Source organism: Pelagibacterium flavum, assembly GCF_025854335.1.
Taxonomy (GTDB): Bacteria; Pseudomonadota; Alphaproteobacteria; order Rhizobiales; family Devosiaceae; genus Pelagibacterium; species Pelagibacterium flavum.
In genome coordinates this window covers 781,969-803,935 of the sequence record NZ_CP107716.1, presented here as the reverse complement: position 1 = coordinate 803,935, position 21,967 = coordinate 781,969, and the positions used below count along the sequence as shown (strand labels likewise).

The following is a 21,967-nucleotide window of genomic DNA, read 5'->3' as shown; positions in this document are numbered from 1 at the left end:
GGGCTCCAAAGCCCCCCTTCCCCCAAATCTTCCCGCTGCCTCAGTCCTCGCGGAACGCGAACGAGAGCTGGTCCATGACTGGCTTGGCCAGATAGCTCAGCACCGTCCTTTCCCCGGTCGTAAAAAAGGCCTCGACCGGCATCCCCGGTATCAGCCGTGCTGTTTCGGGCAGTCGGTCGAGCTCGTCATCGGGCAGGCGAACTCTCACCACATAGAACTGGGTGCCCGATGCACTGTCGCGGGTCAGATCCGGAGAAATCCGGTCCACCAGCCCCACCAGCTCGGGCGTCGAGCGCGAGTTGAAGCTTGAAAGCCGCAAGGTCACGTCCTGTTCGATGGCAAGTTTGTCGATATCGAGCGGATTGACGCGCACATCGACCATGATCTCATCGTCCTGCGGTACGATCTGCATGAGCGTTTCGCCGGCCCCTGCAATACCCCCGAGCGTTGCGACCTGCATCTGATGCACGATACCGGAAATCGGCGCGCGTATGACGAGCCTGTCGAGCCGATCCTGGGCTGCAATCCGTTGCTGCTCAAGCTCGGCAATCTGCTGGCCGGTCTGCTGGAGCTCCCCCAACACCTCGCTTTGATAGGATTCCTGAACCTGGGAGATCTCCAGCCGCCGCTCGGCCGTCGCCGCATTGCCCCGGGCGATCTCGGTGGTGATGCGCGCGCTTTCTCCTTCGAGCTGCGCAATCTGGCGCCGCAGATCGGTGACCCGGCTCGCTTCGGTCAGCCCCTGGGACAAAAGCGTTTCCAGCCTTTCGAGCTGTTCACCCAGGATCTCGGTCTGCGCGATCACCGCGGTGCGCTGGGCATCGAGCCCAGCGACCTGGTTTTCCAGCTGGATGATCTGTTCGCGCAATTGCCCCACCTGGGTCGAAAGCGCTGCGGCGCGGGACGCGCGAAGACGATTTTCGGCGACAAAGAGCGCGCGATTGGCTTCCCTGTTGGGCAAGGCATCGAGTTGAGGTGTCCACTGCATGGCCGGTGTGCTGCTCGCTTCGGCCAGCAGCCGGGCCTGGCGTATATAGGCTTCCCCTAGCTGCGCCTCGATAACGGCCATATTGGCCGCAACCGAGGTTCCATCCAGCACAACCAGGGTCTGACCGGCTTCGACCTCGGCGTCGTTGCGCACGAGGATTTCGCTGACAATCCCGCCTTCCTGATGCTGGACCCGCCGCACGCCGCCATCGACAACAACGCTGCCCCCCGCGATCACGGCGCCCGATAACGGGGTGACGGCCGCCCACAATCCAAGTCCGCCGACAAGTGCGACAATGGCGACCGAACCGAGCAGCCCATGCCGGCCAAGGCTGCGCGCCGTTACATATTCGATATCGATTGCAGTCATTTCCGTCTCGCTTTCCGGGCAATTTCGAGGGAGGCCGGTTGGGCCGTGATCGATGCGAGCACCGCATCCTTGGGGCCGAAGGCGGCCTGGCGGCCATCCTGCAGGAACAGGATCGTGTCGACCGCGGCGATCGCGGTCGGCCGATGGGCGACAATGACGACGATGGCCCCGCGCGCCTTGGCGCCGGCAATCGCGGCATTGCACGCGGCATCTCCGGCAGCGTCGAGATTGGAGTTCGGCTCATCGAGCACAAGCAGGAACGGATCGCCATAAAGTGCCCGCGCCAACCCGATGCGCTGGCGCTGCCCGGCCGAGAGCATGGCGCCCTGCGGACCGATCGGCGTGTCATAGCCATGGGGCAATGACGCGATCATCTCATGCACGCCCGCCGCCTGCGCCGCCTTGAGCACCCCCTCAAACTCGCCCTCGAGCCGGAAACGGGCGATGTTCTGCGCAACCGTTCCGGCAAACAACTCGACCGTCTGGGGCAGATAGCCGATCGCCATGCCCAGCCGGTCGGGATCGAAATGGCCGACTTCCGAACCGTCGAGCCGGACCACACCAGCCCGCGCCGGCCAGATTCCCATGAGCGTACGCACGAGGGTTGATTTCCCGCACCCCGACACCCCCAGAACGCCCATCGCCTCGCCCGATTTGAGCGCGAAACTGATCCCCGATACCAAGGGCGGACCTTCGCGCGATGGCGAAACGGCAAGATCGAAAACGCTAAGGCTCGCCTTGGGCAGGGGAAGCGCGACGCGCTCGGGAGTGTCCCGCGCTTCGGCAAGGATTGTCTTGAGCCGGGCTTTCGCCTGCCGCGCGGCAACAAAGCCGCGCCAGTTCGCAACAGCCTGCTCAACCGGAGAAAGCGCGCGCGCCGTAACGATGGAAGCTGCGATCATCAATCCCGCTGAAATTTCGCCCCCGATGGCCAGATAGGCGCCCATGGCGAGAACGGCTGACTGCAAAAGCAGCCGGAAGCCTTTGGTGAGCGCCGAGAACGTCGTCGCGCGGTCCGCGGCGCAGGCCTGCGTCATCAGCATCTTTGTGTTGGCCGCCTCCCAGCGATTGGCAAGCGTTTCGCGCATGCCCATCGCCAGCACGGCTTCGGCATTGGCCGCGATATCGGCCTGCTGGCTGTGACGGGCATTGGCGGCGGCATTGGCATCGCGCGACGGCCCGCGCGAGGACCATTCGTTGAGGATCATGAGCACCGTTACAACCCCGGCGCCGGCCATGGCGAGCCAGCCCAGCATGGGGTGGAAGGCAAAGACGACAAACAGATAGATCGGCACCCAGGGCAGATCGAGCAGCGCGATCGGCCCGGCTCCGGCCAGAAACTGGCGCAGCGTTTCAACGTCGCGGATCGGATCGCCATCCGAACCCCGCCGTGAAGACGCGCTCGTGGCAACGACCTGGGAAAAGACCGGACGCGTCAGCCGCGCCGCGGCAAGCACTGAATATCGCGTGGCCATCCGGCTGCGCACGATCTCGACAGCGCTATAGAACCCGTAAAGCCCCACCACCAGTCCGGTCAGGGCAACCAGCGTGGGCACCGATTTGCTGGCAAGCACCCGATCATAGATCTGGAGCATGAACAGCGGGCCGGTAAGCAGCAGCAGGTTGGAAATTATGCTTAAAAGTCCAAGGCCGACAACAGAGCCCCGCCCGGAGGGCCGGCGGCGTTTGCGCCCGCTATTGTCGTTTGATGCCATTATTGTGGTTCCGGAAAACACGCGTGACATCGGTTTTCCCACAGCACGGCGCGGCCACTTTGACGATTGTCAATAATTGCCCGGCTGTTCAGCGCGCGATCGAGCCCACGATATCGCGGCTATGACAGTGTCGGCATAGCCACCAAGGCCTCAGGTACGATCATGCGGTGCCGGGTGTACGGCCAACGGAAAGCCGTATTTGACCAGCCTGCAGACTGGCAAAATCGGTCACAGGGGAACAATCGCCACTTGGCCCTACTTCATGATCCAGCCGCCATCCACATTGAGGGTCTGACCCGTGATGAACCCCGCGGCATCCGACGCCAGAAACATCAGTGCATTGGCGATATCGTCCGCCCGCCCCCGCCGCTTGATTGCCTGGCTGTCGATGATGCGCTTTTCATAAGCCTCGCGGTCGGGATGGATCGCCTCGGCATCGGTCGGAAACGCCCCCGGCGCAATCGCGTTGACGGTAATTCCATACCCCCCGAACTCGCGCGCCCACCCCCGCGCCAACCCGATCAGCGCGGCTTTCGATTGCACATAGGGCACCAGATTGTCCCACGCCCCCGCCACCGTGATCGAGGAGATATTGATAATCCGCCCCCAGCCTTTGGCCTTCATCGAGGGCAACGCCGCCATCACGCACACCAGCGCCGCCTCCACATTGATCCTGTGCACCAATTGCATCTCGGCCAGCGTGAAATCTTCAAACGGCTTTGAAGGATAGATCGCCGCGTTGTTGATAACGACATCAAACCCGCCATCGCTGGCGATCAGCCCATCGAGCGTGGCGTGCAACCCCTCCAGATCGGAAAGATCGCACAGCGCCACCTTCAGCCCCGCCGCACCGCCGGCCGCCGCTTCCAGTTGCGCAATCTTTTGCGGATCGTTGTCCAGGACGACCACATGCGCGCCCGCTTCAAGCAGTTTCAGCGTTGTGGGCAGGCCCAGTCCGCCCGCCGCCCCCGTATAGAGCACACGCTTTCCGCTCAACGATCCGAAGTGATCGCCCATCCCGGACCTCTCCTGTTATCTTTCCGCCACTTTACCGGGCAAATCAGCCGAAGTGTTTTGCAGTGATCGATGTCGGTGGCACTTTGCCGGCGAAAAACGCATCGACATTGTCCTTGACCGTCTGCGCCATCCCGGTGCGCGTTTCAACTGTCGCACTGCCCTGATGGGGCACGAGGAACACGTTATCGAGGTCCAGGAACCGCGCATCGATCTGCGGCTCGTTCAGAAAAACGTCCAGCCCCGCTCCCGCGATGGCCCCCGCTTCGAGCGCATCGAGCAACGCCCCTTCCTCGATCACGCTGCCGCGCGCGATGTTGACCACGAACCCATCCGGTCCCAACGCGTCCAGCACCGTCTTATCGATCATGGCTTGCGTCTGGGGTGTCGCCGCCACGGCAACAACAAGCACATCGGCCCATTGTGCCAGCGCAACAGGTGTATCGAACGCCCTCCAGCCATCGACCGATTTTTCCGACCGGTTCCAGAACCCGATATCGAATTTGAAGGCTTGCGCCCGCTCCCCGATCGCCTGCCCGATGGCCCCCAGCCCGACAATGCCGAGTTTTTTCCCCGCGAGCGATCGCGCCAGCTTCATCTTCTTGCCCTGCGCCCAGTCGCCCGAACGCACGAAATCAAGCCCCTGCCCCAATTCGCGCAGCGCCGCAATCACCAGCCCCATCGCCATATCGGCCACATCGTCGGTCAGCACGCCCAGCGTTGTCGCCACATGAATGGATCGCGACGCGCAAAGATCGAGATCGATCCTGTCGGTCCCCACCCCGTTTACGGCGATCAATGAAAGATTGGGCAGCTTTTCGATCCACTCGCTTTCCATCCCCAGACCGCCATTGGTGATCGCTGCGCGGAACTCGGAAAGCCGCGTCAGCGCCTGGGGATCGTCCGCAGAAATCAGTTCATAGCGCGCCGCCAGATCCGAACCGATCGGCTCGAGCATCGTATCGAATGTCAGAATGGGTTCGGCCATCAAGCTACCTATTCAATATTGGTGCGGACTGCAAACCAAGCCCTCGGGCTCGCGCACTTTAACGATTTCACAGCAAGCCGGCTTTGGCCAGATCACCCATCAGCGCCCTCGGCCCATAAGTCCAGGGCGCGCATTCGGTCGATAGCCGCACCGTATTGACCAACGCCCCCAGCGCCGGCGTCGAAATCGTCACCAAATCCCCCAGCTTGTGGGTAAACCCTTTCCCCGCGCCCTCGCGATCCTTAACGGGCGCGAACATCGTCCCCAGATAGAGCGCCAGCCCGTCCGGATATTGGTGATGGGTCCCCAGCGCCGCCGCCACCAGCGATTCAGGCGTCCGGGAAATCTGGCTCATCGAAGACGAGCCGGTAAGAACAAAGCCGTCCTTGCCCACAACCTCGAGCCCGACCTCCATCTGCTTGACGCTCTCGAGCGAGAAATCGCCGTCAAACAGCCTGATGAACGGCCCCAGCGCCGCAGAGGCATTGTTGTCCTTGGCCTTGCCCAGCAGCAGCGCCGAGCGCCCCTCGACGTCACGCAGATTGACGTCGTTGCCCAGCGTCGCTCCGACGATTTCGCCCCTGGACGAAACGATCAGCGCCACCTCCGGCTCGGGATTGTTCCAGGTCGAAATCGGATGCAGCCCTACATCGGCTCCATGCCCCACGCTGGCCATCGGCTGGCATTTGGTAAAGATTTCCGCGTCCGGCCCGATCCCCACTTCGAGATACTGGCTCCAGACGCCCTTTTCGATCAGCTTGGCCTTGACCGCCATCGCCGCATCAGAACCCGGCACCAATTGCGACAGATCCTCCCCGATCAGCGCGAGCATTTCCCCGCGCAACTGGTCGGCTCGCCCCGCATCGCCCTTGGCCTGTTCCTCGATCACCCGCTCGAGCAGGCTCACCACAAACGTCACACCCGACGCCTTGACCGCCTGCAGATCGACGGGTGAAAGCAGCGTCACCCCATCCGCGTTGCCGTCCAGCACCGCACCAAGCTCGGCAATCGCCTTGCCCTCGGCAGCCCTAACATAGCCAACCGGATCATCCATCTCGCAGATGTCGCGCACCGTCGGCGCAGCCTTGGCTGTGATATCGACCACCTGCCCATCCCGCACCGTCACGATGCGCGGATGCCCACCTTCTGCCAGCCGCACGCGGCCCAGAAAAATGCCTTCGTCAAAAACGCTCATTGCCATCTCCAGTTCTCTTGCTCAGAGGATGTGCCGAGGTTCAGGTCAGGATGGAGCGAGAAGGGTGGTTTGCGAGAACCGGAACGGAGCGTACATTGAGTACGTGAGTACCGGAAGCGCAGCAAATCGCCCTTCGCAGCCCTTCATGGCCTGAAGATCAGTGCATCCTACCCACGACCCACAAACGGCATCTGAGTCGCCATCACCGTCATCGTCAGCGTATTGGCCTCCAGCGGCAGGCCCGCCATATAGCTCACCGCCTTTGCGATATGCCCCGCATCGATGGTCGGCTCGACCGCCATTGATCCGTCGGCCTGCAGCACCCCCGACGACATCCGCGTCGTCATGTCCGTTGACGCATTGCCGATATCGATCTGCCCCACCGCAATGTTGAAAGCCCGCCCATCGAGCGCCGAAGCCTTTGTCAGCCCGGTAATGGCATGCTTGGTCGCCGCATAGGGCGCCGATTGCGGACGCGGCGTCGTGGCTGAAATCGACCCGTTGTTGATGATCCGCCCGCCCTGCGGGCTCTGCGCCTTGAACTGGCGGAACGCGAACTGCGTGCAGAAAAACGCCCCCGACAAATTCGCCGCAACCACCTCGTCCCATTGCGCTGCCGAAACATCTTCCAGCGCCACCGAAGGCGCGTTCATCCCGGCATTGTTGACCAGCAGATCGAGCCGCCCCCAGCGCCCGATCACCGTCTCGAACGCCGCTTCGACCGCTGCCCGGTCCCCGATATCGACCGACACCGCCAGCGCCCGCTCGCCGCTCGCGTCGATCTCGGCGGCCGTCGCCTCGAGCACCTCCAGCCGGCGCCCGAACAGCGCCAGCGCAAACCCATCGGCATAAAGCGATTTGGCAATCGCCTTGCCCACTCCGGTGCCGCCACCGGTCACGATTGCGATTTTCATTTCGGCAGCTCCCCGCCCAGCTCGTCCTTGATATGGATGGCGATGATCTCGTCGAACGAGGCTTCGGCCCTAAACCCCAGCGAGGTCGCCCGCGACGCGTCGAAATCCTTGGCCCAGCCGTCGACCATCTCGGCCACCATCGGATCGGGCTCGCGCCGGATCAGGGCCACCGCCTTGTCCCCGGCCACCCGCCGCAGCGCCTCGATCTGCTCACCCACCGTCGCCGAAAGCCCCGGCATGTTGAGACTCCGCCGCGCCCCGAGCACCGCCGTATCCATCTCGGCCGCATGGATCAGAAACCCCACGGCCGCGCGCGGGCTGGCGTGCCAGTGCCGCGCATCCTCGCTCACCGGCAACACGGCCTCGAGCCCCACCAGAGGTTCGCGCAGGATCGACGAAAAGAACCCCGAAGCCGCCTTGTTGGGCTTGCCCGGGCGGATGCAGATGGTCGGCAGGCGAATGCCCACCCCGTCTAGAAATCCGCGCCGCGAATAATCGGCCAGCAGCAATTCCCCGATCGCCTTCTGCGTCCCGTAGCTGGTGCGTGGCGTCTGGAAAAATTCGTCCCCGATCTTGTCGGGAAACGGCGCGCCGAATACGGCAATCGAGGAGGTAAAGACAAAGCGCGGGCAATAGGGCGCACTCTTTCCCGCCTGCCGGATCGCCTCGAAAAGATACCGCGTACCATCGAGATTGATGGCGTAGCCCTTTTCGAAATCGAGCTCGGCCTCCCCCGAAACAATGGCGGCAAGGTGAAAGATCACGTCGGGCCGCTCGGCAATCAGTGTTTCGGCCACGCTCGGATCGGCAATATCGACCGCCCGCGTGGTGATGTTTAGCTCCGGTGCCTGCGGCATTTGCGGCTCGATCACGTCGACCAGTGTGAGCCCTTCGATCTGTTTGCCTGCCAACGCGCCCGACGCGACAAGTGCATCCGTGAGCTTGCGGCCGACCATGCCGGCGGCTCCGATAATCAAGATATTCATGGTCTGAGCTTGCCCTCCCTGGGCATCAGGTTTGTTTTCGGCTCGTGCTTTGACGGGCCTTGAGTTCATACCCCACATCGACAACGGCCGGCTCAGGGCGCTCGCCCTTGGAGGCGGCAATGATCATCTCGATGGCGCGATAGCCCATATCGTAGCGCAGGGTGCGGATCGATGAGATCGGGGGGTTGCTGACAGCCGTATAATCGAGGTCGTTGTACCCCATGATCCCGAACTGGGTCGGCACGCGGATATGCCGCCTCTGGCATTCGAACAGCGCGCCCAGCGCCATGTCGTCATTGTTGCAGAACACCGCGTCCGCATCGGGCGCCATCCCCAGGAAATCTGAAAACATCTCGCCCCCGCGCGTCACCGATGAGGCCTGCGGCGACGTCAGGATCAGCCGCTCGTCGTAAAGCCCTTCGGCATGCAGCACCTCGCTGTAGCCGTCGAGCCGTCTTTGCGCGCGTGGGTCCATGCGTGCACCGATAAACCCGATGCGCCGATATCCGTTTTCGATCAGGTGCCGCACCGCGGCCCGTCCGCCCTCGCGATGATCGAACCCGATCATCATGTCGATGGGATCGGGTCCGATATCCATGATCTGGACCACCGGACAGCCAAAGCTTTCAAGCAGCGCCCGCGCCGTCTGCGACTGGTCGATACCCGAAACGATCAGCCCGGCCGGCCGCTGGGCCGCAAACACCCGCAACAGCTCTTCTTCCTTGCGATTGGTGTAGCGCGTATTGCCCAGCTGCACCTGATAGGGCGTTCCCTCGACCGCGTCATAAATCCCGCGCATCACGTCGGAAAACACCAGATTGGTCACCGACGGAATCAGCACCCCGATCGTCGATGTGGTGGCCGAAGCCAGCGCCCGCGCCGCCTGGTTGGGCGCATAGCCAAGCGCATCGACTGCCTGCTGAACGCGCTCGCGCACCTTGTCGGAAACAATATCCGGTGTACGCAGCGCCCGCGATGCGGTGATAACGCTGACATCAGCCGCAGCAGCAACATCTTTTAGCGTTACAGCCTTATATATGTTGTCTTTTTTTCCCACTAATCTCCTCCAGCGCGCTCATTGCATTGCGGCACGCCGTTGACAATGACATACGCTATCATTTAAGCCTTTGTCCAGACGGCTCGTGAACGGCATCCAAAACTGCCGCCCTGCCGCCAGTGTTTGCAGCGCCCTTTTTGCATCGAGTGCGCTATGGGAGGAGACCTGAACATGCGCAATGCGCAATTTTGGTCATGGATGGGGTATCCCGCTCATGGCTAGGGCCATCAATCTCGTTGTAAAAGCGATCGAGTTCGTCCTGGCCGCGCTCTTGCTCGGCATGGTTGTCATGGTCGCGACCAATGTCGTGCTCAGATACGGGTTTAATCGCGGCCTGAACTTTTCCGAAGAAATGAGCCGCTATTTCTTTGTCTGGCTCACCTTCATCGGCACCGTTCTGGCCTTCAAGGACCACGGTCATATCGGGGTGGAAACCATCGTCAGGCTGTTCGGCCGCCGGGGTCGCGTGGCCTGCATGCTGATCACCAACATCATCATTCTTTTGACCTCGGTGGTGTTCTTCCACGGCACGTGGGTCCAGCACCCCATCAACGCCTCGATGACGGCCGCCGTGGTCGGCATGTCGATGATCTGGGTCTATGGCGTTGGCTATTTCACTTCGCTCGGCATTGGCCTGATCGCGCTGTTCCGCATCTTTGAAATCGTCACCGGCCGCATCACCGAAGCCGATATCGCCCGCTTTGCCGGCGAGTATGAGGAAAACCAGCAAGTGGACCGCGCCATATGATCATTCTGGTCTTTCTCGGCTCGCTGTTCGGCACGCTGGCCATCGGGCTGCCGGTCGCCTTTGCGCTTTTGACCACCGGCATCGTCCTGATGTCCTACATGGGCATCTTCAACACCCAGATCATCGCCCAGCAGATGATCACCGGGGCCAATACCTTCACCCTCCTTGCCATCCCCTTCTTCCTGCTGGCCGGCGAATTGATGAATGCGGGGGGCCTGTCGCGCCGCATCGTGCATTTCGCCGTCACCTGCGTGGGTCACATAAGGGGCGGGCTGGGCTTTGTGGCTGTCATGGCCGCCGTCATCATGGCGTCGATGTCGGGCTCGGCCGCCGCCGATTCCGCCGCGCTTGCCGCCATTCTCGTGCCCATGATGCGCGATGCTGGCTATAACGTGCCCCGCGCCGCCGGCTTGATGGCATCGGGCGGCATTGTCGCGCCGGTCATTCCCCCTTCGCTCGCCTACATCATCTTCGGTGTTGCAGCCAATGTTTCGATCACCGGCCTGTTTTTGGGCGGCATCGTGCCGGGCCTGATGATGGCGCTGGCCCTCGCCGCCATGTGGGGCTTCGTTGCGCGCACCGAAAAGGTCGTGGCCCTGCCCAAAAGCTCGGGCAAGGAGCGCTTCAGGGCCGCCGGTGCTGCCGTCTGGGCGCTGTTCATGCCCGTCATCATCCTGGCCGGCATCCGGTTCGGGGTCTTCACCCCGACCGAAGCGGCAGTGACCGCTGCCGTTTACGCGCTTTTCGTGGGTGGCGTGGTTTATCGCGAATTGACCTGGGCCAGCCTTTACCGGGTGTTCGTCAACGCCGCCAAGACCACCTCGATCGTCATGTTCCTGGTCGCCGCCGCGCTGGTCACGTCCTGGCTCATCACCTCGGCCAACATTCCCAATCAGCTGGTCGGTCTCGTCCAGCCCTTCATCGACAATCCCAAGCTCCTGATGCTGTGCATCGTTCTGCTGCTGCTTGTCGTGGGCATGGTGCTCGATCTGGCTCCGACCATCCTGATCTTTGCCCCCGTGCTCATGCCCATGATCCGGGCGGCCGATATCGATCCCGTCTATTTCGGCATCATTTTTGTGATGACCACCTGTATCTCGCTGATCACCCCGCCTGTCGGCGTCGTGCTCAACGTGGTCAGCGGGGTCTCGCGCGTGCCCATGGGCAAGGTGGTGTATGGCGTCCTGCCATTCATCCTCTCCCAGATCATCGTGCTGGCCCTGCTCGTTATGTTCCCCGAAATCGTGCTCACGCCGCTCAATTGGCTGCGCTGATCCCGGTTTCACCAAAACCAATGGAGGAGTTTTTAAAAATGAAAACCATCATCACCACATCGCTGGCCGTCGCGCTGGCCATGAGCGTGGCCCTGCCGGCCAATGCCCAGATTTCCGAGCGCACCATCCGCATCGCCAACGGCGTTGCCGAAGATCACCCGGTGGGCGACGGTGTGGACGCCATGACCCAGTGCGTCGATGAAGCCACCGGCGGCGCATGGACAATCAACGCGTTCTGGTCGTCCTCGCTCGGCGACGATCTGCAGTCGGCGCAGTCCCTGCGTTCGGGCACGCTCGAAATGGTCATTTCCTCGACCTCGCCGCTGGTCGCCATCGAACCGGCCCTCGGCGTATTCGATCTGCCCTTCCTTCTTTCCAGCGCGGAAGAAGCCGACGCCCTGCTCGACGGCGAATTCGGCACCTACATGGCCGACATGATGCCCGAGCACAACCTGGTCAATCTCGCCCATTGGGAAAACGGGTTCCGTAACCTTTCCAACTCGGTCCGCCCGGTGGAAAGCCTTGAAGATTTCGAAGGCATGCGCGTCCGCGTCATGCAGAACAACATCTTCCTCGACACCTTCCAGACCCTTGGCACCAACGCAACGCCCATGGCGTTCGGTGAAGTGTTCACGGCTCTGGAAACCGGCGCCATCGATGCCCAGGAAAACCCCTACGTAACGATCGACACCTCGCGCTTCTATGAAGTGCAGGATTACGTCTCCAATACCCGTCACGCCTACACCCCGTTCATGGTTCTGTTTTCCAAGCCGATCTTCGACACCTATTCCGAAGAAGAGCAGCAGATCCTGTTCGATTGCGCCATCGTTGGCCGTGACGCCCAGCGTGAGGCCAGCCGCGCCCTGTCCGATGAATCGCTCCAGCGCATCATCGACGCAGGCGTGGAAGTCAACGACATCTCCGATGAAGCCATGGCCGAAATCCGGCAGGCTGTTGCTGGCGTTTACGAGCGCAGCGCGGATTCGATCGGTGCCGACGTCATCGAACGGGTCAACGCCGAACTCGCCGCCATTCGCGGCCAGTAAGCGTCGCCCTCCCGACGTTTTTGGGCGGGGCTAGAGCGTTTCCAGAATAAGTGGACCCACTGATTCGGTTCGGAAGCGCGACCATGCAAAAAATCTGGGGCGGTCGTTTTGTTTATCGAAACGGCCGCTCCAGAGGCTCCGCCCAACTCAATTGACGACTTTCAATTTCACCCACGCCTGTCATCCCGGGACTTGTTCCCGGGGTCCAGTGAGCACCTGCCGCACACACCATCGCCCCGGATACCACTATGAAGATCACGGAAGTCGAAACCCTGCGCCTTGGCCGGTTCGGCAACGTCGTCTGGGTCTTGATCCGCACCGATGAAGGCATCACCGGGCTGGGCGAAACCTTCCTGGGCGCTGCCGCCGTCGAGGCCTATATCCATGAAACCGTCGCCCCCAGGCTCGTCGGTCGCGATCCGCTGCAGATCGAAGCGATCAACCGTGATCTGATCTTTTATCTCGGCTGGAGCGGCGCAGGGGTCGAAACCCGCGGCAATTCGGCCATCGACATCGCGCTCTGGGACATTTTCGGCAAGGCCCTCGGCGTCCCCGTCTCGGTCGCGCTTGGCGGCAAGTCCCGCGATACGATCCGCACCTACAACACCTGCGCGGGCTATTCCTATATCCGCGACAACCGCGCCCAGTCGGTCGACAACTGGGGCCTCGATCAATCCCCCGCCGGACCGTATGAAGACCTCGACGCGTTTTTGAACCGCGCCGACGAACTCGCCCATTCCCTTCTCGATGAAGGGATCACGGCCATGAAGATCTGGCCCTTCGACATCGCCGCCGAACGCACGCATGGCCTCGACATCTCCGCCGCCGAACTGACGACCGCCCTCGAACCCTTCGAGAAAATCCGCAAGGCCGTCGGCGACAGGATCGACATCATGGTCGAGTTCCATTCCCTCTGGCGCCTGCCGGCTGCCCAGCGCATCGCCCGCGCGCTCAAACCCTACAACACCTATTGGCACGAAGACCCCGTTCGCATGGATAGCCTTGATACCCTCAAGGCTTACGCGCCCCATACCGACACCATGATCTGCGCGTCCGAAACCCTCGCTTACCCCCACGCCTTCCATGACTATCTCGCGACCGGCGTTGCGGGCGTTGCCATGCTTGATCTCTCCTGGTGCGGCGGCATCTCGGAGGCCCGCAAGATCGCCGCCCTTGCCGAAGCCCGGCAAATCCCCGTCGCGCCGCACGATTGCACCGGCCCGGTGGTGTTCATGGCCTCCTGCCAGTTCTCGCTGCATGCCCGCAATGCCCTCATTCAGGAATCGGTGCGCGCGCTTTATACCGGCTGGTACACCGAAGTTGTCGATGCCCTGCCGCACGTAGAGAACGGCCAGATCACCCTCTCGGACGCCCCCGGGCTCGGCATCGAGCTGTTGCCCGAACTCTTCACCCGCCCCGATGCCATCCATCGGCGCTCCAATGGAAACGGAGAACTCTAGATGAGCAGCGTCAAGGCGACTTCAGCGCCGATATCCCCCGCCCGCATGGGCGTGCTCATCATGCTGTTGGCCATGTTCCTGTTTTCGCTCAACGACGCCATGGGCAAATGGCTGGTCGCCACCTATTCGGTCGGCCAGGTCCTGTTGCTGCGCTCCGCCGTCGCCCTGGTCATCCTCTTGCCTTTCCTCTGGAAATCGGGCCTGAAACCGATCCTTTCGGCCGAGCGCCCGATGCTCCAGTTCGCCCGCGTGGTCTTTTCCACCGCCGAAGTGTTCTGCTTTTACTGGGCCGTCTATTTTCTGCCGCTGGCCGACGTCATGACCTATTGGCTGGCCGCCCCGATCTATGTCGCCGCCATGTCACCCTTCCTATTGAAGGAAAAGGTCGGCCCCATCCGCTGGGCCGCCATCGGCCTGGGCTTTGTCGGCGTCCTCGTTGCACTCACCCCCTCGGGCGAGGTCAATCCTCTCGCCATCCTCGTCTCGGTCGTCGGCACGCTGGCCTTTGCCTTGATGGTCATCACCGGTCGCACCCTGCGCGGCACGCCCGATAAAACGCTGGTCTTCTTCCAGATCACCGGTGCCCTCATCGCCGGTCTGATCCTCACCCCCTTCGGCTGGGTCACCCCCACACTCCCCGATTTCGTGTTGCTGGGCACGCTCGGCGTGGTCGCCATGCTGGCCCATATGTGCGTCAACCGTGCCGTAAAGCTGGCCGACGCCGCTGCCGTGGCACCCCTGCAATATACGCTCCTGCCCTGGGCGATCATTTTGGGCTACCTGCTCTTCGGCGATCTGCCGCGCCCCCTCACGCTGATCGGCGCCGCCATCATCATCACCTCGAGCTTCATCATCTACCTCCGCGAACAAAGAACCAAGCGCGCCGCTCCCGCCGCGCCGTCCACCAGCGGAACTGGAGAAACCCTATGAAAAAGCTGCGCTCCCGCGCCTGGTTCGACAACCCCGACAACCCCGACATGACCGCGCTCTATCTCGAGCGCTACATGAATTACGGCATCACCCGCGAAGAGCTCCAGTCCGGCAAACCCATCATCGGCATCGCCCAGACCGGCTCGGACCTCTCCCCCTGCAACCGCCACCACATGGTCCTCGCCCAGCGCGTGCGCGAAGGCATCCGCGAGGCCGGCGGCATCGCGTTCGAATTCCCCGTTCACCCCATCCAGGAAACCGGCAAGCGCCCCACCGCGGGCCTTGATCGCAACCTCGCCTATCTCGGCCTCGTCGAAGTGCTCTATGGCTACCCCCTCGATGGCGTCGTTCTCACCATCGGCTGCGACAAGACCACCCCCGCCATGCTCATGGGTGCCGCCACCGTCGATATCCCCGCCATCGCGCTCTCGGTCGGCCCCATGCTCAATGGCTGGTTCAAGGGCCAGCGCACCGGCTCGGGCACCATCATCTGGAAGGCCCGCGAAATGATGGCCGCCGGCGAAATCGGCTATGAGGAATTCATCGAACTCGTCGCCTCCTCGGCCCCATCGGTGGGCTATTGCAACACCATGGGCACCGCCACCACGATGAATTCGCTGGCCGAAGCGCTCGGCATGCAGCTGCCCGGTTCGGCCGCCATCCCCGCCCCCCACAAGGACCGCGCGGCGATCGCCTGGCGCACCGGCAAGCGCATCGTCGATATGGTCCACGAGGATCTCAAACCCTCCGACATCCTCACCCGCGAGAACTTTTTAAACGCCATCGCCGTCAACTCGGCCATCGGCGGCTCGACCAATGCGCCGGTCCACATCAATGCCATCGCCCGCCATATCGGCGTGGACCTCTCCATCAGGGATTGGCAGACCCACGGCCACCACATCCCCCTGCTGGTCAATCTCCAGCCGGCCGGCGAATATCTGGGCGAGGATTTCCACCGCGCCGGTGGTGTCCCCGCCGTCGTCAACGAGCTGATGAAAAAGGGGCTGATCTACGAGAACGCCCCCACCGCCAACGGCCAGACGATCGGCGAAAACTGCCGCGCAACGCCCATCCTCGATCCCGACGTCATCCGCCCGTTCGAGACGCCGCTGACCGAGGACGCGGGCTTTATCGTCCTTTCGGGTAATCTGTTCGACAACGCCATCATGAAGACCTCGGTCATCTCCCCCGAGTTCAGGGATCGCTATCTCTCGAACCCCGACGACCCCGAAGCCTTCGAGGGCAAGGCCGTCGTGTTCGACGGTCCCGAGGATTATCACCACCGGATCGATGATCCTTCGCTGCAAATCGACGAATTCACCCTGCTGTTCATGCGCGGCGCCGGCCCGATCGGCTATCCGGGCGCCGCTGAAGTCGTCAACATGCGCCCGCCCTCCTACCTCATCAAGCGCGGCATCCATTCGCTCCCCTGCATCGGCGATGGCCGCCAGTCGGGTACGTCCGGTTCCCCCTCGATCCTCAACGCCTCCCCCGAAGCCGCCGCCGGCGGCGGTCTGGCCCTGATCGAAACCGGAGACCGCGTCCGCATCGATCTCAACACCGGCACCGCCAACCTGCTGGTCAGCGATGAGGAAATCGCCCGCCGCCGCGCCGAACTCGACGCAAAGGGCGGCTACCCCTTCCCCGATCACCAGACCCCCTGGCAGGAAATCCAGCGCTCAATGGTGGACCAGCTCGGCGACGGCGCCGTCCTCAAACCCGCCGTCACATACCAGCGCATTGCCCAATCCAAAGGACTGCCGAGGGACAACCACTAGGCGAAATCTATTGGCCAAGGCCCCCTCACCCGCCGCTTCGCGCCGACCTCTCCCCCAAGGGAGAGGTGGTTCTCGGCGCATGCGGTGTTTTTTACCTCTCCCTCGGGGGAGAGGTCGGATGGCGCAGCCAGCCGGGTGAGGGGGCCTTCCAAGATTTTCCCATAGCCCCACAACCACCGGAGCCCACCCATGACAAACCTTTTCGATCTCACCGGAAAAACCGCCCTCGTCACCGGCTCCTCCCAGGGCATCGGCTTCGCCCTCGCCGAGGGTCTCGCCCAACACGGTGCCCGCGTAATCCTCAACGGCCGCAATCCTGAAAAGCTTCAGGCCGCCGCCCAGACCCTCAAGGCCCAGGGCCACGAGGCCCGGATCGCCCCCTTTGACGTCACCGACCCGGACGCCGTCCAGGCCGCCATCACCAAGATCGAGGCCGAAATCGGCCCGATCGACATCCTCATCAACAATGCCGGCATGCAGCACCGCGCTCCGCTCGAGGATTTCCCCCACGACAAATGGGACGAGCTGATGAAAACCAACCTCAATTCGGTTTTTTACGTCGCCCAGTCCGTCGCCCGGTTCATGCTCGGCCGCGGCCATGGCAGGATCATCAACATCGCCTCGGCGATGTCGGAACTGGCCCGTGCCTCGGTCGCCCCCTATACGGCCGCCAAAGGCGCCGTGCGCAATCTCACCCGCGGCATGGCAACCGATTGGGCCGCAAAGGGCCTGCAGGTCAACGCCATCGCGCCAGGCTATTTCAAGACCCCGCTCAACAAGGCCCTGATCGAAGACGAACAATTCACCGCCTGGCTCGAGGCCCGCACTCCGGCCGGCCGCTGGGGCAATCTCGACGAACTCAAGGGCGCCGCCATCTTCCTCGCCTCGGATGCGGCCAGCTTTGTCAACGGCCACACGCTCTATGTCGATGGCGGCCTCACCATTTCGGTCTAGGACCAGCCGACACTCTACCATGGCGCCCGAATTTGGAGATGCCGCCGCCTCACCCCCAGCCTGTCATTCCGGGATCTATTCCCGGAATCCAGTACAGAGCACACCACAAATGCCTCAATGTCGATTAGCCTAACCCAATTCCGGGATATGCATGTCCTCGACATACAAGCCTTTGGGAGAGCCAGAATGGAGCGTTTTACCGGTGGTTGCCTGTGCGGTGACGTCTCGGTCACGGCATCGGGGCGCCCGCACAGGGTCGGCATCTGCCATTGTCTCGATTGCCGCAAGCATCACGGCGCGCTCTTTTATGCCGCCGCGATTTTCCCACAGAATGCCGTCACCATCAAAGGGGAAACCCGCGACTATGCGGGGCGGTTCTTCTGCCCCCGCTGCGGCTCGTCGGTCTTTGCCAGCACCGGCGACGAAATCGAAGTGCATCTGGGCGTCCTCGATGCCCCCGACCAGCTGGTGCCCACCTACGAAAGCTGGACGATCCGCCGCGAGTCCTGGCTGCCGCCATTCCCGCTCGCCCGACATTACCAACGCGACCGCGACACCGACAGCCGCCAGGAATAAGTGCCGGCCACGCCTCCAAACGCTCAGCGTCCCGGTTGCGGGCGCGCGATTGCGCGCATAGGCTCACGGCCAGGAGGACCAGATGGCCCAGCGTGATCCAGTCGGCATGACACCGCCCGCCCTCGTCAAGGAGGCAATGGGCGCCTTCAATCTTTTGCGCGAATATTTCGAGGGCGCCATCATGGTGGACAGCCAGGCCCGGATCACCTGGCTCGATGGCCGCTACCGCCGGCTTTTGAAAATGGCCGACGATTTCGAGCCCCTCGGTCTGCCCGTCGAAGACATCCTGCCCAATTCGCAATTGCGCAAGGTCGTTGAAACCGGCCGCCCCAACCTGCTCGACATCATGCAGATCGGCGACCGCCAGCTCGTCGTCTGCCGCATCCCCCTCAAGGATGAGGACGGGAGCGTGCAGGGTGCCATCGGCTTTGTGTTTTACGACAACGTCGATTACCTCCAACCGATTCTCAAGAAGGTCGAAACGCTGCAAAAGCAGCTCTCGCGCGCCCAGGCCGCCTTGAGCCGCGAGCGCCAGACCAAATATTCACTGTCCAATTTCGTGGGCGTCAGCGAGGTGGTGACCGAACTCAAATCCCAGATCCGCCGCTTTGCCCTGCGCGATGGCCCCGCCCTCATTCTGGGGGAAACCGGCACCGGCAAGGAGTTGCTGGCTCACGCCATCCATCAGGCATCGGACCGGGCCGAGGGCCCCTTCGTCGCCGTCAACATGGCCGCCATCCCCGAGGCCCTGCTCGAATCGGAATTTTTCGGCGTCTCGCCCGGCGCTTATACCGGCGCGGAAAAAAAGCCCCGGCCCGGAAAGTTCGAGCTTGCCCATGGCGGCACGCTGTTTCTCGACGAGATCGGCGACATGCCACTCTCCATCCAGGCCAAATTCCTGCGCGTGCTCCAGGAAGGCGAAATCGAGGCGCTCGGCTCCAACGCCCTCAAAAAGATCGACGTGCGCATCATTGCCGCCACCTCCCAGGATCTTGAAACGCTCATGGAAGCCAGGACCTTCCGGGCCGATCTCTATTACCGCATCGCGGTCCTGACCATAAACGTACCGCCGCTGCGTGACCGGCTCGGCGACATCGCCATAATCTGCGAGCGCCTGCTCGAAGACATCCCCCGGTCCCCCGATATGCGCGGCTGGATCATCGAGCCAGAAGCGATCGCCCTGCTCTCGCATTATGATTGGCCGGGCAATGTGCGCGAGCTGCGCAACGTGCTTGAGCGCGCGGCGGCCATCGCCCCCGATGAGACGCTGGACGAAGCCGTGATCGCAAGGGCCATGCCGCGCCGCAAGGCCGGACAATCCTCCAGCGCCACCACCGGTGCCGATCTTGCCCATGCCCGGGCCCGGGCCGAGCGCGAAGCCATTCTCGATGCCCTGCGCCGGGCCGATGGCAGCCGCACGCGGGCCGCCCAACTGCTCGGCGTTTCCCGCAGCCAGTTCTACGAAAAGCTCAAACGCTACGATCTGAGCAACTGATTTGTCCGGTTTTCCGAACCGACCCGTCCGGATTTCTGGACACCCGGCTCACTCCAGCGAATGGGCAGTCGGAGAAAGCCGAGCAAATCCGCCTCTTTCCACGCCCAGACCCGACTTGGCACGCATCTTGAAACACTGTCTCCAACAAGCGCGAAAAAGATCGAAAACGCGCGGCAACAAAGGGTGGAGACAGCGTGACAATTGGCGTTGCGGGAAAAACCGTGCTGATTACCGGCGCGACCAGCGGAATCGGTTATGCCATCGCCCGGCGGTTTATCGAGGCGGGGTGTCAGGTCGTGGTTCACGGCCTCGAAAATGACGCCGCGGCCCGCGAGATCATGTCCACCCTGAGCGCACAGGCTGTCATCGCCCCTCATTACGAACATGCCGACCTTGCCGACAAGGCCCAGAGCCAGGACCTCGCCAACCGGGTGATCGAGCGGTTCGGCCCCATCGACATTCTGGTCAACAACGCCGGCATCCAGCGCGTCGCCGCCATCGAGGAGTTTCCGCCCGATGAGTGGGAGCGGGTCATCGCCATCAGCCTCGACAGCGCTTTCCATACGATCCGCGCCGCCATCCCGGCCATGAAGGCCAATCGCTGGGGCCGGATCATAAACATTGCTTCGGCGCACGGCCTGCGCGCCTCCCCCTATAAATCGGCCTATGTCGCGACCAAGCACGCCGTCGTCGGGCTGACCAAAACCGTCGCGCTCGAAGCGGCCGAATATGGCGTTACCGCGAACGCCATCTGTCCCGGTTATGTCTGGACCCCGCTGGTTGCCACCCAGGTCGCCGATCAGGCGCGCGTTCACAAGATGAGCGAGAGTGATGTGATACGCAAAGTCATGCTTGCGCCTCAGCCTACACGGCAATTCGTCCAGCCCGAGGAAATCGCCGAACTGGCGCTCTATCTCAGCTCGGACATCGCCCGCTCGATCACCGGCGCGGCAATTTCAATTGATGGAGGATGGACGGCCAAATGAGCGGGCAGGACATAATCCTTCAGGCCAAAGGCATGACCAAGCAGTTTGCCGGCTTCTTTGCCGTCAAGAACGTCGACCTCAATGTCAGGCGCGGCTCGATTCACGCGCTGATCGGCCCCAATGGCGCGGGCAAGACCACCTGCTTTAATCTGCTGACCAAATTTCTCCAGCCCACCGCCGGCTCGATCATCTTCGATGGCGCCGATATCACCACCATGCAGTCCTCCGACATCGCGCGGATGGGCATGGTGCGCTCGTTTCAGATATCGGCGGTGTTTCCCAAGCTCACTGTCCTTGAAAATGTCCGCGTCGCCCTCCAGCGCCGGCGCGGCGACAGTTTCGATTTCTGGCGCAGCCAGACCGTGCTCAACCGTTTCGACGAGGAAGCCCGCCACCGGATCGATGAGGTGGGCTTGAGCGGCTTTGCCGAGGTGACTGCCGACGAGCTTTCCTATGGCCGCAAGCGGGCCCTCGAGATTGCCACGACCCTCGCTCTCGAACCCAAGATGCTCCTGCTGGACGAACCCATGGCCGGCATGGCCCAGCAGGATGTCGAGCGCATCTCCGCCCTGATCAAACGCATTTCCGCCAACCGCACCACGCTGATGGTCGAGCACAACCTGTCGGTCGTCGCCGACCTGTCCGACACCATAACGGTCCTCGCCCGTGGTCAGGTGCTCGCGGAGGGCGATTACGCGACCGTTTCCAGCGATGAGCGGGTCATTGAAGCCTATATCGGAGTTGGCCATGAGTAGCGCCCAACCGCTCAGCGCATCCGCACCGCTTCTGGCCGTCCGGGATCTTGAAGGCTGGTACGGGGAAAGCCACGTGCTGCACGGCATAGAGTTCGACGTGGCGCCCGGTGAGGTCGTAACGCTGCTTGGCCGCAACGGCGCCGGCAAGACCACAACGCTCAAGGCCATTATGGGCATCCTCGCCAAACGCAAGGGCTCGGTGCAGTTTGAGGGCCGCGAGCTGATCGGCGCCCCCTCGCGCGCCATCGCCAAGGCGGGCATCGCGCTCTGCCCCGAGGAACGGGCCATTTTCTCGTCCCTCTCGGTCGATGAAAACCTGATGCTGCCCCCGGTCGTCAAACCCGGCGGCATGGCGCTCGATACGATTTTCGAGATGTTCCCCAATCTCAAGGAACGCCTCAACAGCCAGGGCACCAAGCTTTCGGGCGGCGAGCAGCAGATGCTGGCCATTGCCCGCATCCTGCGCACCGGCGCCAAGATGCTGCTGCTCGATGAACCCACCGAAGGGCTTGCCCCGGTCATCGTCCAGCAGATCGGCCGCACCATCTCGCGGCTCAAATCGGAAGGTTACACGATCGTTCTGGTGGAGCAGAACTTTCACTTCGCCGCCTCGGTGGCAGACCGCCACTACGTCGTCGAGCAGGGCCGGGTGATCGACATGATCCCCAATGCCGAGCTCGGCGCCAACACCGAAAAACTGCACGCCTATCTGGGCGTGTGACACCACTCCGGAGCGCTC

General features: G+C 62.6%; 20 protein-coding genes. 12 read left to right on the top strand and 8 right to left on the bottom strand.

Annotated features, from left to right (window positions below):
• Window positions 1-40 precede the first annotated feature (40 nt).
• The 8 genes from OF122_RS04065 to gntR all read right to left on the bottom strand — a co-directional run bounded on the left by OF122_RS04065 (window position 41) and on the right by gntR (window position 9,226).
• Window positions 41-1,357 (bottom strand): HlyD family type I secretion periplasmic adaptor subunit, encoded by a 1,317-nt coding sequence (locus tag OF122_RS04065; RefSeq protein WP_264226548.1) that lies wholly within the window; start codon window positions 1,355-1,357, stop codon window positions 41-43.
• The gene (locus OF122_RS04060; RefSeq protein ID WP_264226547.1) at window positions 1,354-3,072 is read right to left on the bottom strand and encodes a type I secretion system permease/ATPase; all 1,719 of its coding nucleotides are present in this window, start codon (window positions 3,070-3,072) and stop codon (window positions 1,354-1,356) included. The genes OF122_RS04065 and OF122_RS04060 overlap by 4 nt, the downstream gene beginning before the upstream one ends.
• Before the next feature lie 255 nt (window positions 3,073-3,327).
• Window positions 3,328-4,089: an SDR family NAD(P)-dependent oxidoreductase gene (locus OF122_RS04055; protein WP_264226546.1), complete on the bottom strand. Its 762-nt coding sequence runs from the start codon at window positions 4,087-4,089 to the stop codon at window positions 3,328-3,330.
• A gap of 43 nt (window positions 4,090-4,132) precedes the next feature.
• Entirely contained in the window at window positions 4,133-5,074 is a 942-nt protein-coding gene (locus OF122_RS04050) for a 2-hydroxyacid dehydrogenase (RefSeq protein WP_264226545.1), read from the bottom strand.
• A gap of 67 nt (window positions 5,075-5,141) precedes the next feature.
• On the bottom strand, window positions 5,142-6,275 hold the full coding sequence (locus tag OF122_RS04045; protein WP_264226544.1) for a fumarylacetoacetate hydrolase family protein: 1,134 nt from the start codon (window positions 6,273-6,275) through the stop codon (window positions 5,142-5,144).
• 161 nt (window positions 6,276-6,436) lie between these two features.
• Entirely contained in the window at window positions 6,437-7,183 is a 747-nt protein-coding gene (locus tag OF122_RS04040) for an SDR family oxidoreductase (protein WP_264226543.1), read from the bottom strand.
• A complete protein-coding gene (gene denD, locus OF122_RS04035) occupies window positions 7,180-8,169 on the bottom strand; it encodes a D-erythronate dehydrogenase (RefSeq protein ID WP_264226542.1) in 990 nt (329 codons plus the stop codon). Before denD ends, OF122_RS04040 begins: the two co-directional genes overlap by 4 nt.
• Window positions 8,170-8,194: 25 nt before the next feature.
• On the bottom strand, window positions 8,195-9,226 hold the full coding sequence (gene gntR, locus OF122_RS04030) for an HTH-type transcriptional regulator GntR (protein WP_264226541.1): 1,032 nt from the start codon (window positions 9,224-9,226) through the stop codon (window positions 8,195-8,197).
• 214 nt (window positions 9,227-9,440) lie between these two features.
• On the opposite strand from gntR, the gene OF122_RS04025 reads away from it, so the two are divergent.
• The 12 genes from OF122_RS04025 (at window position 9,441) to OF122_RS03970 (ending at window position 21,949) form a co-directional block, all read left to right on the top strand.
• Window positions 9,441-9,974: a TRAP transporter small permease gene (locus tag OF122_RS04025; protein WP_264227601.1), complete on the top strand. Its 534-nt coding sequence runs from the start codon at window positions 9,441-9,443 to the stop codon at window positions 9,972-9,974.
• Window positions 9,971-11,248, top strand: a complete 1,278-nt coding sequence (locus OF122_RS04020; RefSeq protein ID WP_264226540.1) for a TRAP transporter large permease subunit — start codon at window positions 9,971-9,973, stop codon at window positions 11,246-11,248. Before OF122_RS04025 ends, OF122_RS04020 begins: the two co-directional genes overlap by 4 nt.
• Window positions 11,249-11,286: 38 nt before the next feature.
• Window positions 11,287-12,294 carry a TRAP transporter substrate-binding protein gene (locus OF122_RS04015; protein ID WP_264226539.1) on the top strand — a complete coding sequence of 336 codons (1,008 nt, stop codon included), beginning with the start codon at window positions 11,287-11,289 and terminating at the stop codon, window positions 12,292-12,294.
• Window positions 12,295-12,542: 248 nt separating this feature from the next.
• Complete coding sequence (locus OF122_RS04010; RefSeq protein ID WP_264226538.1) at window positions 12,543-13,754, top strand: mandelate racemase/muconate lactonizing enzyme family protein; 1,212 nt, start codon at window positions 12,543-12,545, stop codon at window positions 13,752-13,754.
• Window positions 13,755-14,684 carry a DMT family transporter gene (locus OF122_RS04005; protein ID WP_264226537.1) on the top strand — a complete coding sequence of 310 codons (930 nt, stop codon included), beginning with the start codon at window positions 13,755-13,757 and terminating at the stop codon, window positions 14,682-14,684. It begins immediately after the preceding gene.
• The gene (locus OF122_RS04000) at window positions 14,681-16,462 is read left to right on the top strand and encodes an IlvD/Edd family dehydratase (protein WP_264226536.1); all 1,782 of its coding nucleotides are present in this window, start codon (window positions 14,681-14,683) and stop codon (window positions 16,460-16,462) included. The genes OF122_RS04005 and OF122_RS04000 overlap by 4 nt, the downstream gene beginning before the upstream one ends.
• 189 nt (window positions 16,463-16,651) lie before the next feature.
• Window positions 16,652-17,416, top strand: a complete 765-nt coding sequence (locus tag OF122_RS03995; protein WP_264226535.1) for an SDR family oxidoreductase — start codon at window positions 16,652-16,654, stop codon at window positions 17,414-17,416.
• Between the two features lie 186 nt (window positions 17,417-17,602).
• Entirely contained in the window at window positions 17,603-17,992 is a 390-nt protein-coding gene (locus OF122_RS03990) for a GFA family protein (RefSeq protein WP_264226534.1), read from the top strand.
• An 82-nt stretch (window positions 17,993-18,074) separates the two neighbouring features.
• Window positions 18,075-19,487: a sigma-54 interaction domain-containing protein gene (locus tag OF122_RS03985; protein ID WP_264226533.1), complete on the top strand. Its 1,413-nt coding sequence runs from the start codon at window positions 18,075-18,077 to the stop codon at window positions 19,485-19,487.
• A 200-nt stretch (window positions 19,488-19,687) separates the two neighbouring features.
• A complete protein-coding gene (locus tag OF122_RS03980; RefSeq protein WP_264227600.1) occupies window positions 19,688-20,473 on the top strand; it encodes a 3-hydroxybutyrate dehydrogenase in 786 nt (261 codons plus the stop codon).
• Complete coding sequence (locus OF122_RS03975; protein ID WP_264226532.1) at window positions 20,470-21,228, top strand: ABC transporter ATP-binding protein; 759 nt, start codon at window positions 20,470-20,472, stop codon at window positions 21,226-21,228. Before OF122_RS03980 ends, OF122_RS03975 begins: the two co-directional genes overlap by 4 nt.
• Entirely contained in the window at window positions 21,221-21,949 is a 729-nt protein-coding gene (locus OF122_RS03970; protein WP_264226531.1) for an ABC transporter ATP-binding protein, read from the top strand. Before OF122_RS03975 ends, OF122_RS03970 begins: the two co-directional genes overlap by 8 nt.
• Window positions 21,950-21,967: the final 18 nt, after the last annotated feature.

Excerpts from the sequence above, each read along its gene's own strand:
- OF122_RS03975 (WP_264226532.1), top strand. The coding sequence starts at position 20,470 with ATGAGCGGGCAGGACATAATCCTTCAGGCCAAAGGCATGACCAAGCAG.
- OF122_RS03990 (WP_264226534.1), top strand. The coding sequence starts at position 17,603 with ATGGAGCGTTTTACCGGTGGTTGCCTGTGCGGTGACGTCTCGGTCACG.
- OF122_RS03995 (WP_264226535.1), top strand. The coding sequence starts at position 16,652 with ATGACAAACCTTTTCGATCTCACCGGAAAAACCGCCCTCGTCACCGGC.
- OF122_RS04015 (WP_264226539.1), top strand. The coding sequence starts at position 11,287 with ATGAAAACCATCATCACCACATCGCTGGCCGTCGCGCTGGCCATGAGC.
- OF122_RS04060 (WP_264226547.1), bottom strand. The coding sequence starts at position 3,072 with ATGGCATCAAACGACAATAGCGGGCGCAAACGCCGCCGGCCCTCCGGG.
- OF122_RS04005 (WP_264226537.1), top strand. The coding sequence starts at position 13,755 with ATGAGCAGCGTCAAGGCGACTTCAGCGCCGATATCCCCCGCCCGCATG.
- OF122_RS04045 (WP_264226544.1), bottom strand. The coding sequence starts at position 6,275 with ATGGCAATGAGCGTTTTTGACGAAGGCATTTTTCTGGGCCGCGTGCGG.
- OF122_RS03970 (WP_264226531.1), top strand. The coding sequence starts at position 21,221 with ATGAGTAGCGCCCAACCGCTCAGCGCATCCGCACCGCTTCTGGCCGTC.
- OF122_RS04065 (WP_264226548.1), bottom strand. The coding sequence starts at position 1,357 with ATGACTGCAATCGATATCGAATATGTAACGGCGCGCAGCCTTGGCCGG.
- OF122_RS04050 (WP_264226545.1), bottom strand. The coding sequence starts at position 5,074 with ATGGCCGAACCCATTCTGACATTCGATACGATGCTCGAGCCGATCGGT.
- OF122_RS04020 (WP_264226540.1), top strand. The coding sequence starts at position 9,971 with ATGATCATTCTGGTCTTTCTCGGCTCGCTGTTCGGCACGCTGGCCATC.
- OF122_RS04025 (WP_264227601.1), top strand. The coding sequence starts at position 9,441 with ATGGCTAGGGCCATCAATCTCGTTGTAAAAGCGATCGAGTTCGTCCTG.
- denD (WP_264226542.1), bottom strand. The coding sequence starts at position 8,169 with ATGAATATCTTGATTATCGGAGCCGCCGGCATGGTCGGCCGCAAGCTC.
- OF122_RS04055 (WP_264226546.1), bottom strand. The coding sequence starts at position 4,089 with ATGGGCGATCACTTCGGATCGTTGAGCGGAAAGCGTGTGCTCTATACG.
- OF122_RS03985 (WP_264226533.1), top strand. The coding sequence starts at position 18,075 with ATGGCCCAGCGTGATCCAGTCGGCATGACACCGCCCGCCCTCGTCAAG.
- OF122_RS04010 (WP_264226538.1), top strand. The coding sequence starts at position 12,543 with ATGAAGATCACGGAAGTCGAAACCCTGCGCCTTGGCCGGTTCGGCAAC.
- OF122_RS04000 (WP_264226536.1), top strand. The coding sequence starts at position 14,681 with ATGAAAAAGCTGCGCTCCCGCGCCTGGTTCGACAACCCCGACAACCCC.
- OF122_RS04040 (WP_264226543.1), bottom strand. The coding sequence starts at position 7,183 with ATGAAAATCGCAATCGTGACCGGTGGCGGCACCGGAGTGGGCAAGGCG.